The organism is Sphingomonas yunnanensis, assembly GCF_019898765.1.
GTDB lineage: Bacteria > Pseudomonadota > Alphaproteobacteria > Sphingomonadales > Sphingomonadaceae > Sphingomonas > Sphingomonas yunnanensis.
Window position 1 is genome coordinate 90,503 of record NZ_JAIOKB010000006.1, and the last position, 14,990, is coordinate 105,492.

Annotated in this window: 13 protein-coding genes; 9 read left to right on the top strand and 4 right to left on the bottom strand. The window is 71.8% G+C overall.

What is annotated here, in order from left to right; all coding sequences use genetic code 11:
* Window positions 1-11: 11 nt before the first annotated feature.
* Window positions 12-1,175, top strand: a complete 1,164-nt coding sequence (locus K7957_RS15865) for a BaiN/RdsA family NAD(P)/FAD-dependent oxidoreductase (RefSeq protein WP_223013131.1) — start codon at window positions 12-14, stop codon at window positions 1,173-1,175.
* A gap of 194 nt (window positions 1,176-1,369) precedes the next feature.
* Here K7957_RS15865 and hemA read toward each other — a convergent pair whose 3' ends face one another.
* Window positions 1,370-2,614 carry a 5-aminolevulinate synthase gene (hemA, locus tag K7957_RS15870; protein ID WP_223013132.1) on the bottom strand — a complete coding sequence of 415 codons (1,245 nt, stop codon included), beginning with the start codon at window positions 2,612-2,614 and terminating at the stop codon, window positions 1,370-1,372.
* Window positions 2,615-3,038: 424 nt separating this feature from the next.
* On the bottom strand, window positions 3,039-3,821 hold the full coding sequence (murI, locus tag K7957_RS15875) for a glutamate racemase (protein ID WP_223013135.1): 783 nt from the start codon (window positions 3,819-3,821) through the stop codon (window positions 3,039-3,041).
* Window positions 3,822-3,928: 107 nt separating this feature from the next.
* On the opposite strand from murI, the gene plsY reads away from it, so the two are divergent.
* A complete protein-coding gene (plsY, locus tag K7957_RS15880) occupies window positions 3,929-4,564 on the top strand; it encodes a glycerol-3-phosphate 1-O-acyltransferase PlsY (protein WP_425517213.1) in 636 nt (211 codons plus the stop codon).
* Between the two features lie 13 nt (window positions 4,565-4,577).
* Window positions 4,578-5,669 (top strand): DNA-processing protein DprA, encoded by a 1,092-nt coding sequence (gene dprA, locus K7957_RS15885; protein WP_223013137.1) that lies wholly within the window; start codon window positions 4,578-4,580, stop codon window positions 5,667-5,669.
* 179 nt (window positions 5,670-5,848) lie between these two features.
* On the opposite strand, the gene K7957_RS15890 is transcribed toward dprA, so the two are convergent.
* Window positions 5,849-7,096: a polyhydroxyalkanoate depolymerase gene (locus K7957_RS15890; RefSeq protein WP_223013140.1), complete on the bottom strand. Its 1,248-nt coding sequence runs from the start codon at window positions 7,094-7,096 to the stop codon at window positions 5,849-5,851.
* Window positions 7,097-7,251: 155 nt separating this feature from the next.
* On the opposite strand from K7957_RS15890, the gene K7957_RS15895 reads away from it, so the two are divergent.
* Window positions 7,252-9,045 (top strand): ABC transporter transmembrane domain-containing protein, encoded by a 1,794-nt coding sequence (locus tag K7957_RS15895; RefSeq protein WP_223013142.1) that lies wholly within the window; start codon window positions 7,252-7,254, stop codon window positions 9,043-9,045.
* 185 nt (window positions 9,046-9,230) lie between these two features.
* On the opposite strand, the gene K7957_RS15900 is transcribed toward K7957_RS15895, so the two are convergent.
* On the bottom strand, window positions 9,231-9,683 hold the full coding sequence (locus K7957_RS15900; RefSeq protein ID WP_223013144.1) for a universal stress protein: 453 nt from the start codon (window positions 9,681-9,683) through the stop codon (window positions 9,231-9,233).
* A gap of 152 nt (window positions 9,684-9,835) precedes the next feature.
* Between K7957_RS15900 and K7957_RS15905 the strand changes: the two genes are divergently transcribed.
* From K7957_RS15905 to K7957_RS15925, 5 genes are all read left to right on the top strand, one after another.
* A complete protein-coding gene (locus K7957_RS15905; RefSeq protein ID WP_223013146.1) occupies window positions 9,836-11,206 on the top strand; it encodes a pyruvate dehydrogenase complex dihydrolipoamide acetyltransferase in 1,371 nt (456 codons plus the stop codon).
* A 13-nt stretch (window positions 11,207-11,219) separates the two neighbouring features.
* On the top strand, window positions 11,220-11,450 hold the full coding sequence (locus K7957_RS15910) for a hypothetical protein (protein WP_223013148.1): 231 nt from the start codon (window positions 11,220-11,222) through the stop codon (window positions 11,448-11,450).
* On the top strand, window positions 11,447-11,851 hold the full coding sequence (locus K7957_RS15915) for an acyl-CoA thioesterase (protein ID WP_223013150.1): 405 nt from the start codon (window positions 11,447-11,449) through the stop codon (window positions 11,849-11,851). Before K7957_RS15910 ends, K7957_RS15915 begins: the two co-directional genes overlap by 4 nt.
* 77 nt (window positions 11,852-11,928) lie before the next feature.
* Window positions 11,929-13,323: a dihydrolipoyl dehydrogenase gene (gene lpdA / locus K7957_RS15920; protein WP_223013152.1), complete on the top strand. Its 1,395-nt coding sequence runs from the start codon at window positions 11,929-11,931 to the stop codon at window positions 13,321-13,323.
* Between the two features lie 45 nt (window positions 13,324-13,368).
* Window positions 13,369-14,811: a hypothetical protein gene (locus tag K7957_RS15925; RefSeq protein ID WP_223013154.1), complete on the top strand. Its 1,443-nt coding sequence runs from the start codon at window positions 13,369-13,371 to the stop codon at window positions 14,809-14,811.
* Window positions 14,812-14,990: the final 179 nt, after the last annotated feature.

Genomic DNA, 14,990 nt, shown 5'->3' on the forward strand with positions numbered 1-14,990 from the left:
ACGGCGCGCGCATGGAAGACTATGACGCGATCGTGCTCGGCGCGGGCGGCGCCGGGCTGATGGCGGCGGCGGTGGCGGGGCAGCGCGGCCGCCGCGTCGTCGTGCTCGACCATGCCGACGCGCCCGGCAAGAAGATCCTGATCTCCGGCGGCGGCCGCTGCAACTTCACCAACCTGCACGCCAGCGCCGACCGCTATCTCTCCGCCAACCCGCATTTCGCCAAATCGGCGCTGGGGCGCTACACCGCGCAGGATTTCCTCGCGCTGATCGAGCGCCACGGCATCACCTGGCACGAGAAGACGCTGGGCCAGCTGTTCTGCGACGGCAGCGCGCGCCAGATCGTCGAGCTGCTGCTCGGCGAGTGCGAGGCGGGGGGCGTCGCGGTGCGGCTCGGCGCCCCGCTCGGCGCGATCGACCACGCCGACGCGCGCTTCACCGTCGCGCACGGGACGCGGACCTATCGCGCGCCGTCGCTGGTGGTGGCGACCGGCGGCCCGGCTATTCCCAAGCTCGGCGCGACCGGCGTGGCCTATGACATCGCGCGTCGCTTCGGGCTCAAGGTGGTCGAGCCGCGCCCCGCGCTGGTGCCGCTGACATTGCCGGGCAGCGAGGCGCTGTTCCGCGCGCTGTCGGGCGTCGCCACCGCGGTGGAGGCGCGCGTCGGCAAGGCGCGCTTCGCCGAGGCGGCGCTGTTCACGCATCGCGGCCTGTCGGGGCCGGCGATCCTCCAGGTGTCGAGTTACTGGCGCCGCGGCGAGGACGTGGCGATCGACTTCCGCCCCGACGCCGCGCCGGGCTGGCTGGTCGAGGCTAAGCGCGCGCGCCCGCGCGCGACGCTGGCGGGCGCGCTGGGATTGCCGGCGCGGCTCGCCGAGGCGCTGGCGGAGCGGCTCGGGCTGGGTGAACTCGGTGCGGCGAGTGACCGAACGCTGGCCGAGGCGGAGCGGCGGCTGGCGGACTGGCGCTTCCACCCCGACGGCAGCGAGGGCTTCGCCAAGGCCGAGGTGACCGTCGGCGGCATCTCCACCGCCGAGCTGTCGTCGAAGACGATGGAGGCGCGGGGGGTGCCGGGGCTGTACGCGATCGGCGAGGCCGTCGACGTCACCGGCTGGCTCGGCGGATATAATTTCCAATGGGCGTGGGCGAGCGGCTACGCCGCCGGGCAGGCGGTGTGAGGGGAGGGAGCTTCGGCGCCCCACCACATTCGTCATCCCCGCGGAGGCGGGGACCCAGACACGCTGAGGGCGCGGCTCGGTCGCGAAGGCTGCGTCAAGCGGCCACGGTGGTGCCGCAGATGCGCCGCTGACTCGCGGGCGCTTGCGGCTCTGGATCCCCGCCTTCGCGGGAATGACGAATTAGAAGATTACCCTCACGCCGCCAGGCGCAGCTCCAGCCGGTCCCAGATCTCGACCAGCGCCGCGGTGAGCTCGCGCATCATCGACTCGTCGTGCGCCGGGCCGGGGGTGAAGCGCAGCCGCTCGGTGCCGCGCGGTACCGTCGGATAATTGATCGGCTGCACGTACACGCCGTATTCGGCGAGCAGGATATCGCTGATCTTCTTGGCCTTGACCGGATCGCCCACCATCACCGGCACGATGTGCGTCTCGCCCAGCATCACCGGCAGCCCCGCCTCGCGCAGCATCGCCTTGAGCGTCGCCGCGGCGACCTGCTGCCCCTCGCGCTCGGCGTTCGACGCCTTGAGGTGGCGCACGCTCGCCAGCACGCCCGCGACCAGCACCGGCGACAGCGAGGTGGTGAAGATGAAGCCGGGCGCGTAGCTGCGGATCACGTCGACGATGGTGCGGTCGGCGGCGATATAGCCGCCCATCACGCCGAACGCCTTGCCAAGCGTGCCCTCGATGATCGTCAGCCGCTCGGCCACGCCGTCGCGCTCGCTGATCCCGCCGCCGCGCGGGCCGTACATGCCGACCGCATGGACCTCGTCGAGATAGGTCAGCGCGTTATACTTGTCCGCCAGGTCGCAGATCGCGCCCACCGGGGCCACGTCGCCCTCCATCGAGTAGACGCTCTCGAACGCGATCAGCTTGGGCGCGGCGGGGTCGTCGGCGGCGAGCAGCTCTTCCAGGTGCGCGAGATCGTTGTGACGGAACACGCGCTTCTCGCAGCCGGCGTTGCGGATGCCCGCGATCATCGAGGCGTGATTGAGCTCGTCCGAGTAGATGATGCAGCCGGGCAGCACCTTGGCCAGCGTCGACAGCGTCGCCTCGTTCGAGACATAGCCGCTGGTGAACAGCAGCGCCGCCTCCTTGCCATGCAGGTCGGCGAGTTCGTGCTCGAGATCGATATGATAATGGGTGTTGCCGCCGATGTTGCGCGTGCCGCCCGAGCCCGCGCCGACGTCGTGGAGCGCTTCCTCCATCGCCGCGATCACCTTGGGATGCTGGCCCATCGCGAGATAGTCGTTGGAGCACCAGACGGTGATCGGCTTCGGCCCGTTGTGCCCGGCGAAGCAGCGCGCGTTGGGGAACATGCCCTTGTTGCGCAGGATGTCGATGAAGACGCGGTAGCGCCCTTCGGCATGGAGTCGATCGATCGCCTGCGTGAACACGCGCGAGTAGTCGACGCCGCGCGCCTCTCTGCTGTCGCTGAACATGGCGCCCGCGATTACTCCCCTCCGCCCCCGATGGCCAGCGGATAAGGCCGCTTTGTCTGATCGAGTACGTGGACAAATTGTCCCACCCCGGCCACCGGTCAAGAGGGAATTGGCGCTAGTCGCGGGAGTCTCGCCCAGCGAAACGCGTCGGGGCACGGCCGCCGTGTCTCTCCCGCAGACGCCCCCGTCCGTCGTCGTCGTCTCTCCCTGCCGCCCCCTGCTCCGACCGTCGTCGCTTGCTGCGCCCGTCGTCGCCATCTCCGTCGGTCGCGCCTCGCCCTCCGTCATCCCCGCCCGCGCGGGGATGACGGAGGGCGAGCGGCCGGGGCCGTGAAAAATGGCAGGCGCAGGCACACGGGCAGAGGAACGGGCATGACCTCTCCGTCGAGCCGGTCGCGACGCCTCCGCCCGCGGACCCCTTGAGCTACAACGCCTCCACCCGTGCGAACGCCAGCCCCGCCGCGACGCGTCGCTCGTGCTCGCCGAGTCGCGTGAACACCAGCACGTCGGATCCTGACGCCCAGTCCTGCCCCGCGGTGAGCGACTCGATCCGCCGCGCGATGCCGGGGCCGCCGTCGACGAAGCGCAGGCCGCGCGGCGCCGCCGCGGCGAGCTCCTCGGCGAGCAGCGGGAAGTGCGTGCAGGCGTTGACCACCACGTCGATCCGCTCGCCGCCGGGCTGGTCCAGCAGCCCCGCCAGCGCGTTAGCGACCGCGTCGGGATCGACCGCCTCGCCCGCCAGCTTGGCCTCGGCCAGCTCGACCAGAGCGGCCGAGCCGTGGCGCAGCACCAGGCAGTCGCCGGCGAAGCGCGCGGTGAGATCGTCGACATAGGGCTGGCGCACCGTCGCCTCGGTGCCGAGCACCCCGATCACGCGCGTGGCGCTCATCGCCGCCGCCGGCTTGATCGCGGGCACGGTGCCGACCACGGGCACGTCGAGCGCGGCGCGCACCGCGGGGAGCGCGATCGTCGAGGCGGTATTGCACGCGATCACGGCGAGCCGCGGGCGATACCGCTCGACCAGCCGCCCGAGCAGCGCCGGCACGCGCGCCGCGATCTCGCCTTCCGTGCGCGTCCCGTAGGGAAAACCGGCCGAGTCGGCGGCATAGACGATCCGCGCCCGCGGCAGCAGAGCACGGGTCGGCGCCACCACCGAGAGCCCGCCGACGCCCGAGTCGAAGAACAGGATCGGCCGCGTGTCGCTCATCACCCGCGGGCTTACGGCCTCTCGCCGATGCCGGCAACGGCGGCCGCGCCGGGCGGTAGCGTACCCGAAATGTTTCGGTTAGAGAGGGGCGGCATGGGGGACCGGAACTGACCGCCGAACTCGTCTGGACGCTGCCCGCGGCCGCGCTGCTGCTGGGGTATCTGCTGGGATCGATCCCGTTCGGGGTGCTGCTCACCCGCGCGTTCGGCGCCGGTGACCTGCGGCAGATCGGATCGGGCAATATCGGCGCCACCAACGTGCTGCGCACCGGCCGCAAGGGGCTGGCGGCGGCGACGCTGCTGCTCGATCTCGGCAAGGGCGCGGCGGCGGTGCTGCTGGCGCGTGCGTGGCTGCCGGGCGCCGAGCCCTACGCCGCGGCGGCGGTGATGGTCGGGCATTGCTATCCCGTGTGGCTGCGCTTTCGCGGCGGCAAGGGCGTGGCGACGCTGATGGGCGTGGCGCTGGCGCTGCACTGGCCGCTCGGCGCGGTGTTCGCTTCGCTGTGGCTCGGGCTGCTCGCGCTGCTGCGCATCTCGTCGCTCGCGGGCATGGCGGCGGCGATCAGCACCCCCGTCACCGCGGCGGTGCTCGGCGAATTCGACCTCGTGCCGCTGCTGATGGGCCTCGCCGTGCTGGTGCTGTGGAAGCATCGCGCCAACATCGCGCGCCTGATCGACGGCACCGAGCCGCGGGTCGGCCGCTCCGCCGCGCCGGCCGCGGGCGACACGGTCGAGCAGGGGTAAGAGGCGGGGGCGCGTGGGGGACGAGGCGGAGCGCGCGGCGCGGCTGCGGCTGATCCGCACGCCCTCGATCGGCCCGGTCAGCTACCGCCGCCTGCTCGCGCGCTTCGGCTCCGCCGCCGCCGCGATCGCGGCGTTGCCCGAGCTGGCGCGGCGCGGCGGCGGGCGCGCGCCCGTGGTGCCGCCGCCCGACACGATCGAGCGCGAGCGGGCGCTGGTAGAGCGGCTCGGCGCACGCCACCTGCTGCTCGGCGATGCCGACTATCCGCCGCTGCTCGCCGAACTCGACGACTCGCCCGCGGTGTTGACGCTGCGCGGCGACCTCGCGCTGACGGCGCGTCCGACGGTGGCGATCGTCGGCGCGCGCGACGCCTCGGCGGCGGCGTGTCGTCTCGCGCGCGAGATGGCGCACGATCTTGCGGCAGCGGGGGTGAGCGTGGTGTCGGGGCTGGCGCGCGGCATCGATGGCGCGGCGCATCTCGGCGCGCTGCCCGAGACGATCGGGGTGGTGGCGGGCGGGATCGACGTCGCTTACCCGCCGCAGCACGCCGCGCTGCAGGAGCGGATCGCGCGCGAGGCGCTGCTGCTCGCCGAGATGCCGCCCGGTACCGAGCCGCGCGCCCGCCATTTCCCCTATCGCAACCGCATCGTCACCGGGCTGGCGCTCGGGACGCTGGTGGTGGAGGCGGCGCCGCGCTCGGGCTCACTGATCAGCGCGCGGCTCGCGGGCGAGCAGGGGCGCGAGGTGATGGCCGTGCCGGGCCATCCCAGCGACCCGCGCGCGCGCGGCTGCAACGCGCTGATCCGCGACGGCGCGACGCTGGTGCAGGGCGCCGCGGACGTGATCGAGCAGATCCGCCCGCTCGACCCGCGCGCGCTGCCGCGACCGGTCGCGCGGTGGGAGAGCGTCAGCGAGGCGGTGCTGGACTATGGCGACGCGGAGCGCGCGCGCGTCGAGTCACTGCTCGCCGCGGCGCCGGTCGCCACCGACGAGCTGGTGCGCCAGAGCTCGCTGCCGGCCTCGCTGGTGCAGGACGTGCTGCTCGAGCTCGAGCTGGCCGGGCGAATGGAGCGCCACCCCGGCGGGCGAGTCAGCCGGGTGGTGTAGGAGGAAGTGACGGCACGTACATTCGAGTAAGCCCCTCCTCTTCAGGGGAGGGGTTGGGGGGGGGGCCTCTCCGCTGGCGCGGCGTTTGCGGAAGCGCCCCACCCCCGCCCCTCCCCCGAAAGGGGAGGGGAGGATTTTGCAGGGTTGCGGCCGTCATCCGACGCCCCCGCGCCCCGCGATCACCCGTGCGCGGTGATCCACTCCTCCACCACCGGCGCGATTCGCTCGCGCCACTTCGATCCGTTGAAGATGCCGTAATGGCCGACGCCCTCGGCCATGTGGTAGCGCTTGTGCGCCTCGGGCAGCGACGTCGCGCAGGTCAGCGCCGCCCTGGTCTGCCCCAACCCCGAGATATCGTCGCGCTCCCCCTCGATCGCGAGCAGCCCGACGTCGGCGATCGCGCCGAGATCGACCGGGCGACCGCGGTGCGTCATCGTGCCGCGCGGCAGCGCGTGCGTCTGGAACACGGTGTCGATCGTCTGGAGGTAGAATTCCGCGGTCATGTCGCACACCGAGCGATATTCGTCGTAGAAGCGTTTGGTCGCGTCGGCGCTCTCGCCGTCGCCGGTGACGAGGTGTTTGAAGAGCTCGTAGTGACTCATCATGTGGTTGCCGAGGTTCATCGTCATGAACCCGCCCAGCTGGAGGAAGCCCGGGTACACGCGCCGCCCCGCGCCGGGGTAGAGCATCGGCACGGTGGCGATCACGTTCTGCTCGAACCAGGCGAAGGGCCGCTCGGTGGCGAGCGTGTTGACCGCGGTGGGCGCCTCGCGCGTGTCGATCGGCCCGCCCATCATCGTCAGCGTGCGCGGGCGGCATGGATTGGCGTCCGCGCTCATCAGCGCGGTCGCGGCCAGGCAGGGGACCGAGGGCTGGCACACCGCCAGCATGTGTGCGCCGCGCGGGCCGTCACCCCCGTCACCCGCGTCCGGCCCGATCGCCTCCAGGAAGGCGACGAGATAGTCGATGTAATCGTCGAGATCGAACTGGCCGTCGGCCAGCGGCACCAGCTTCGCGTCGCGCCAGTCGGTGACGTAGACGTCGGCGAAGGGCAGCATCCGCTCCACCGTGCCGCGCAGCAACGTGGCGAAATGGCCCGACATCGGCGCCGCGATCAGTAGCCGTGGTCCGCCCTCGACTCCCTCGCGACGGAAGCGCTTGAGCTGGCCGAACGGCAGCTGGAGCACGATCTCCTCGGTCACCGCCACCGCGCGACCGTCGACGATCGTGGTGTCGAGCGCGAAGGCGGGCTTGCCGCGCGAGGCGGAGGCGTGCGCGAAGACCTCGAGCGCGCTGGCCATCACCGGTCCGCCGCCGAGATAAGCGAAGGGGTTGGATGGGTTGTTGAGCCAATTGGCCCCCACCGTCGCCATCGCGCTCGCCGAGGCGAGCCACGACCGCTGCCATTCATATGCGTCGTAGAGCATCCGCTTCCTTCCGCCCGAGATATGGGCATGATCGGTCGTAATACAAAACCTACCCAGACGTATCGCACGAAGCGCGGCGCGATGGGCGATCCTGTCCCACGGTGGCCGCGGCGCCACACGTTGAGCCGCCCGCCGGGCACTGCTAGGCGCCCGACATGGCTAGCGTTCCCGACGTCGCTCCCGCCCGCCCGGCACCCTCGCGGCGTCTCGGCAATCTCACCATGGTATGGCAGCACGCGCGCGCCTATCCGGTGCAGATCGCGGCCGCCTTCACAGCGCTGGCGATCACCTCGGCGGCGACGATCGCGATACCGTACAGCTTCAAGCGCGTGATTGACCGTGGCTTCGCCGCCGGCGACGGCTCGTCCGCGGCGGTGGCGTCCTCGTTCCATTACATGCTCATGATCGTGCTGGTGCTGGCGCTCGGCACCGCGGTACGCTTCTATTTCGTCGCCTGGCTGGGCGAGCGCGTCGTCGCCGACATCCGCGAGCGCGTGGTGCGCCACCTGATGACGCTCAGCCCCGCCTTCTACGAGGAGAACCGCCCGTCCGAGATCGCCTCGCGGCTCACCGCGGACACCGGGCAGATCGAGACGGTGGTGGGCATGACCATCTCGGTGGCGTTGCGCAACAGCTTCACCGCGGTGGGCGGGCTGATCTACCTCTTCGCCATCTCGCCCAAGCTCGCCTCGCTGCTGCTGCTGGGCATCCCGCTGATGATCCTGCCGATCACGGTGTTGGGGCGGAAGGTGCGCGCTTACTCGCGCACCTCGCAGGACCGCGTCGCCGACGTCGGCACGATCGTCACCGAGGTGCTGGGCGCGATGAAGATCGTCCAGGCGTTCGGGCAGGAGGGGCGCGAGAGCGCGCGCTTCGCCGGCGCGGTGGAGGCGACGATGGAGGCCGCCAAGCGCCGCATCGGACTGCGCGCGGTGATGACCGCGATCGTCATCGGTCTGGTGTTCGGCGCGATCACCTTGGTGCTGTGGGAGGGCGCGATCGACGTCGCGGCGGGGCGGCTCTCGGGCGGCGCGATCGCGGCGTTCGTGCTGACCGGCGGCATCGTCGCGGGCGCGTTCGGCGCACTCACCGAGGTGTACGGCGATCTGCTGCGCGGCGCGGGCGCGGCGGGGCGGCTGGCCGAGCTGCTCGACGAGCGCCCCGCGATCGCGGCGCCGGCGCAGCCGGTCGCGCTGCCGGTGCCGGCGGAGGGGCGCGTGGCGCTGGAGGCGGTCGAGTTCCGCTACCCCACGCGGCCCGACATGGCGGCGCTGCACGACTTCACGCTGAGCGTCGCGCCGGGCGAGACGGTGGCGGTGGTCGGCCCCTCGGGCGCGGGCAAGTCGACGCTGTTCCAGCTGATCGAGCATTTCTACGAGCCCGCGGCCGGGCGCGTGCTGGTCGACGGGGTCGACCTGCGCCGCGCCGATCCGGCGGACGTGCGCGCGCGCATCGCGATGGTGCCGCAGGAGACGGTGATCTTCGCCACCAGCGCGCGCGACAACCTGCGCTACGGCCGCTGGGATGCGAGCGACGATCAGGTCTGGGCCGCGGCCGAGGCGGCCAATGCCGCGGACTTCCTGCGCGCGCTGCCCGAGGGGCTCGACACCTTCCTCGGCGAGGGCGGGGCGCGGCTGTCGGGCGGGCAGCGCCAGCGCATCGCGATCGCGCGCGCGCTGCTGCGCGACTCGCCGATCCTGCTGCTCGACGAGGCGACCAGCGCGCTCGACGCCGAGAGCGAGCGACTGGTGCAGGACGCGCTGGAGCGGCTGATGGCGACTCGCACCACGATCGTGATCGCGCACCGGCTGGCGACGGTACGTGCCGCGTCGCGGATCGTGGTCATGGACGGCGGCCGCATCGTCGAGGAGGGGACTCACGCCACGCTGATCGCGCGCGGCGGCCTGTACGCGCGGCTGGCGAGCCTGCAGTTCGACGCGGCGGCGTAGGGGCTTGCAAATCCTCTTCGCTTGGCGGGGAGGAGGAGCGCCGGCGAAGCCGGTAGTGCAGGGGGGCTCTCCGCACACGAGCCGTTGGCGTTTGCGGAGAGCCCCCTCCGTCAGCGCTGCGCACTGCAACCTCCCCGCGAGCGGGGGGATCTCAGATTTTTTCCCCGCGGCGCCAGCCTCGTCGATCAACTCACCCGGTCGATCGCCTCCATCGCCAGCCCGCCGGGCACGATCATCAGCGGCACCGGCAACGTGCCGGCCTCGGCGGCAAAGTGGCTCACCAGCGCGCCCGGTGCGCTGCCGGCAGCGGCACCCAGCACCAAGGCGGCGATCTGCGGGTTGGCCGCGATCATCTCGCGGATCACCTTGGGACCGTCGCCGCTGCGCACCGTCAGCGACGGGCGCACGCCCGATTCCTCCAGCAGCGTCCCCGCCGCGCGCGCCACCAGCCCCTCGGCGTGCTGGCGCTGCTCCTCCTCCATCGTCGCCTGCACCCCGCCGAACGGGCTGAACTCCTGCGGCGGCAGCAGCGCGAGGATCTCGACGCCGCCGTTGGTCCGTACCGCGCGGCGCGCGGCGAAGCGCAGCGCGCTCAGCGCCTCGGGGGTGTCGTCGACGACGGTGAGATAGATGCGCATCGGTGAAGACCCCCTGATCGGGAGGGGTTTACCGCCGCCCGGCGCGCGCGCGCAAGCCGTGGCAGCGGGAGGCAAAAGGGGGTGGGGTTGACCCTGCGTCGCGCAACCGCGAGAGACGCGGGCAACTTCCAGGATCCGCTCGAGGACTCACGATGCCCATCGAAATCAAGATGCCTGCCCTCTCGCCCACGATGGAAGAGGGCACGCTGGCCAAGTGGCTCGTCAAGGAGGGCGACGAGGTCAAGGCGGGCGACATCATGGCCGAGATCGAGACCGACAAGGCGACGATGGAGTTCGAGGCGGTCGACGAGGGCCGCATCACCAAGATCGCGGTCGCCGAGGGGACCGACGGGGTCAAGGTCGGCACCGTGATCGCGCTGCTCGAGGGCGAAGGCGATGAGTCCGGTGAGAGCACGCCCGCCCCGGCGGCGAAGGAGAGCGAGCCGCGTCCCTCGCCCGAGGATCCCAACAGGACCGGCAGCGAGGCCGAGGCCGCACCCGAGGACGTCGAGGATCACGGCAAGCCGGCCGACTCGCAGGTCGCCCCGGCCTCCGGTACGCCCGCGCCGACGCCGCAGCGCGCCGCGGGCGAGCGCGTCAAGGCGAGCCCGCTGGCGCGCCGCATCGCCGCCGACCGGGGCGTCGATCTCGCGTCGGTGAGCGGCTCCGGCCCGAACGGCCGCATCGTCCGCGCCGACGTCGAGGGGGCCAAGGCGGGCGCCGCCGCCCCGGCCGCGAGCACCGCCGCACCCGCACCCGCACCCGCACCCGCGCCGGCGTCGACCGCCGAGGCCGCGGCGCCGGCGCCCAGGCCGGCGACGATCCCCGACGTGCCGCACGAGCTCACCAAGCTCAGCAACATGCGCAAGACGATCGCGCGCCGCCTGACCGAGTCGAAGCAGCAGGTGCCGCACATCTACCTCACGGTCGACGTCGAGCTCGACAAGCTGCTCAAGCTGCGCGGCGAGCTCAACGCCGGGCTGGAGGCGCGCGGGGTGAAGCTCTCGGTCAACGACCTGCTGATCAAGGCGCTCGCGGTGGCGCTGATCCAGGTGCCCAAGTGCAACGTGATGTTCACGCCCGACCAGCTCGTCAGCTTCGGTCGCGCCGACATCTCGGTGGCGGTGTCGACCCCCGAGGGGCTGATCACCCCGGTGATCACGGAGGCGGACACCGCCTCGCTGTCGAGCATCTCGACCCGGATGAAGGACCTGGCCGCGCGCGCGCGCGACAAGAAGCTGAAGCCCGAGGAGTTCACCGGCGGCACCGCCTCGATCAGCAACATGGGCATGTTCGGGATCAAGCAGTTCGAGGCGGTGATCAACCCGCCGCAGGGCATGATCCTGGCGATCGGCGCGGGCGAGAAGCGGCCGTGGGTGCTCAAGGACGGCACGCTGGGCGTCGCCTCGGTGATGTCCGCGACGGGCAGCTTCGACCATCGCGCGATCGACGGGGCGGACGGCGCGCAGCTGATGCAGGCGTTCAAACAGCTCGTCGAGAACCCGCTGGCGATGCTCGCCTGAGGCGCGACGGGCGATGGCGCAGATGGAGCTGCCCGCGGTGTGGCGCGAGTGGGCCTGGGGGCTGCTCGCGCTCGGCGTGACCGCGCTCGTCTTCAAGGGCGCGGCGTGGAGCTACCCGCAGGGCGCGGAGACGATCTGGCTGGTCGGCGCGGCCACGATGGTGGCGGTGGCGCTGCTCGGCGCGCGTGACGTCTGGGAGGTCCAGCAGCGCGACGAGCAGCGTCGCGAGAGGGGGCGGGCATGAGCGCGGCGCCTCCTCCGGCCGCGACGCCCCCGACGACGGCGCCGACGATCCGCGTCTCCGCGATGCCCGCAGACGCCAATGCCTATGGCGACATCTTCGGCGGCTGGCTGATGAGCCTGATGGATTCGGCCGCCGGCCTCACCGCGGCGCGGCGCGCGCGTGGCCGCGCGGTGACGATCGCGATGGACGGGATGCAGTTCCACGCGCCCGTCCATGTCGGCGACGAGGTCTCGGTGTACGCTACGATCGCGCGCGTGGGGCGCACCTCGATCGCGATCGACGTGGAGAGCTGGGCGCGCGATCGCCACGGCGAGGAAACGCGCAAGGTGACCGAGGCGCGCTTCACCTTCGTCGCGATCGACGAGGATCGCCGCCCGCGCGAGGTTCCGCCCGCGGCGTGATCTAATTTCGAGGTGCGCGCGGGTCTCGCGCCACCCATCTGATGGCAAACAGGGGCTGCGGCCCGGGAGTGGCTCCAATGGCTGACACCTACGACCTCATCGTGCTGGGCTCGGGCCCCGGCGGTTACGTGTCCGCGATCCGCGCGGCGCAGCTCGGGCTCAAGGTCGCGATCGTCGAGCGCGAGCGGCTCGGTGGCATCTGCCTCAACTGGGGCTGTATCCCGACCAAGGCGCTGCTGCGCACGTCCGAGGTCTATCACTACATGACCCATGCCGCCGATTACGGGCTCAAGGCGGAGAATGTCGGCTTCGATCTCACCAAGATCGTCGAGCGCAGCCGCAAGGTCGCGGGCCAGCTCAACGCCGGCGTCAAAGGGCTGATGAAGAAGAACAAGGTCACCGTGGTCGAGGGCGTCGGCGCGCTCACCGGCAAGGGCAAGCTGAGCGTCAAGCAGGGCGGCGGCACGGTCGAACTCGAGGCCAAGCACATCATCGTCGCCACCGGTGCGCGCGCGCGCGACCTGCCCTTCGCCAAGGCGGACGGCAAGCGGATCTGGACCTATCGCCACGCGATGGTGCCCGAGGAGATGCCGACCAAGCTGCTGGTCATCGGATCGGGCGCGATCGGGATCGAGTTCGCCAGCTTCTACAACGACATGGGCGCCGACGTCACGGTCGTGGAGATGCTGCCGCGGATCCTGCCGGTGGAGGACGAGGAGGTCAGCGCCTTCATGGAGAAGCGGCTCACCAAGGAGGGGATCAAGATCCTCACCGGCGCCGGCGTCGAGAAGATCGAGAGCGGTGCGGCGGCGGTGAAGGCGACGATCAAGGGGAAGGACGGCACGAGCACGACCGAGGAGTACAGCCACGTCGTCGTCGCGATCGGCATCGTGCCGAACACCGAGAACATCGGGCTGGAGGCGCTCGGCGTGCAGACCGAGCGCGGCCAGATCAAGGTCGACGGCTATGGCCGCACCAACGTCGAGGGGATCTACGCGATCGGTGACGTCACCGGCGCGCCCTGGCTGGCGCACAAGGCGAGCCACGAGGGCGTCGTCTGCGTCGAGAAGATCGCGGGGCAGGACCCGCACCCGTTCGAGACGTGGAACATCCCGGGCTGTACCTACTCGCGCCCGCAGGTCGCCAGCGTCGGCCTCACCGAGGCCAAGGCCAAGGAGAGCGGCCGCGCGGTGAAGGTCGGCAAATTCCCCTTCATCGGCAACGGCAAGGCGATCGCGCTGGGCGAGGCGGACGGCTTCGTGAAGACCGTGTTCGACGCCGAGACCGGCGAGCTGCTCGGCGCGCACATGGTCGGCGCCGAGGTGACCGAGCTGATCCAGGGCTATGTCGTCGCGCGCCAGCTCGAGACCACCGAGCATGAGCTGATGGAGACGGTGTTCGCGCACCCGACGCTGAGCGAGATGATGCACGAGAGCGTGCTCGGCGCCTACGACCGCGCATTGCACATCTGACCCGCGGCGGCCTGTGGTGGGCGGGGGCGTCCTATAATCGGCGATATGATCTATGCGTCGCGCCCCGCCCGTTACCCGCTGCTCGTCGCCGCCGCCTTGTGGCTCGCCTCGCTGGTGGTGTTCGCGCCGGGCGTGGCGGAATATGACTCGGTCGAGCAGTTCCGGCAGGTCCTGAGCGGCCACTACGACGACTGGCACCCGCCCGTCATGGCGTGGCTGTGGCGCCGCCTGCTGCCGTTCGGCGACGGCACCACCCCGCTGCTGGTGCTCCAGCTCACCGGCTACTGGCTCGGCCTGGGTCTGATCGCCGGGGCGCTGGCGCGGATCGGACGGCCGGCGGCGGGCTGGACCGTGCTGCTCGTCGGGCTGCTGCCGCCCTTCCTCGGCTGGCAGGCGGTGGTGCTCAAGGACGCGCAGCTGGTCGGGTCTGCGCTTGCCGCGTTCGGCCTGGTGGCGTGGTGGCGGCTGCGCGACCGGCCGGTCCCCGCCGCCGCGGCGCTGCTCGCCGCGCTGCTGTTCGCCTACGCGCTGCTGGTACGCGCCAACGCCGCCTTCGCGCTGGCGCCGCTGATCGCCGGCCTGTTCCCGATACGCCGCGTGGGCGCGCTGATCGTCGCCGCGGCGGTGCTGCTCGCGCTGACGCTGGCGCTGGCCGGGCCGATCAACCACCAGCTGATCGGCGCGACGTCGAGCGGGGTGGAGAAGACGCAGCCGCTCTACGATCTCGCCGGCATAGCGGTGCGCGCGCCGGGCTCGCACTCGGTCGGCCTCTCGCGCGAGGCGGCGCGGCAGCTGCGCGCGAACGACTGCGTCACGCCCTATTTCTGGGACCCGCTCGGCGACACGCCGGTCTGCGTCGCGGCGGTGGCGCCGCTCAAGGCGCAGCGCGCGGGTGACTTGTACCTGCGGCTCGCCAACGCCGCGCTCCACCATCCGCTCGCCTATCTCGCGCAGCGCGCGGCGCACTGGAACATGACCGAGCGCTGGCTGGTGCCGGCGCGGCTCGCCGGCGCTGCGCCCGTCGGGGGCAGCGAGCCGAACGATCTCGGCCTCGCCAGCCCGGGCGCGCAGGCGCAGCAATGGATGTGGCTCGCCGCGCAGGCGGTGCTGACGCCGCTCGCCTGGCCCTTCGCCTGGCTGCTGCTCGCGCTGCTGCTGCTGGTCGGGACGCGGCGCTGGCGCCACGCCCAACCACGCCAGCTCGCCATCGCGCTGCTCGCCTCGGCGGTGACGCTCGAGCTCAGCTTCCTACCGATCTCGATCGCGACCGACCTGCGTTACCATCTGTGGCCGATGCTCGCGACCGCGCTGGCAGCCGTGCTGCTGGCGGACACCTACCCGCTGCGTCGCGTACCCGCCTGGATGGTGCTGGTCGCCGCCCTGTGCCTCGCCGCCGCGGTCGCCGAGCGCGCCACGCTGCCCGACCCGCCGCAGGACTATCACCGGCTGTTGCACTGGGTGCCGCCGCTGAGCCTGCTGCCGTCGTAGGGGGAAGGGGCGAAGGTGCCATTGGCGCTCCTTCCTGGCGTCATCCTGAGCTTGTCTCAGGATCCACCGGGCCGCATGCGCCGAAGCGGCGGAGGGCGCACAACGAAGGATCCTGAAACGAGCTCAGGATGACGGCCGGTAAGTCGGTCCCGGATCGCGCGACGAACGGGCGACGACTG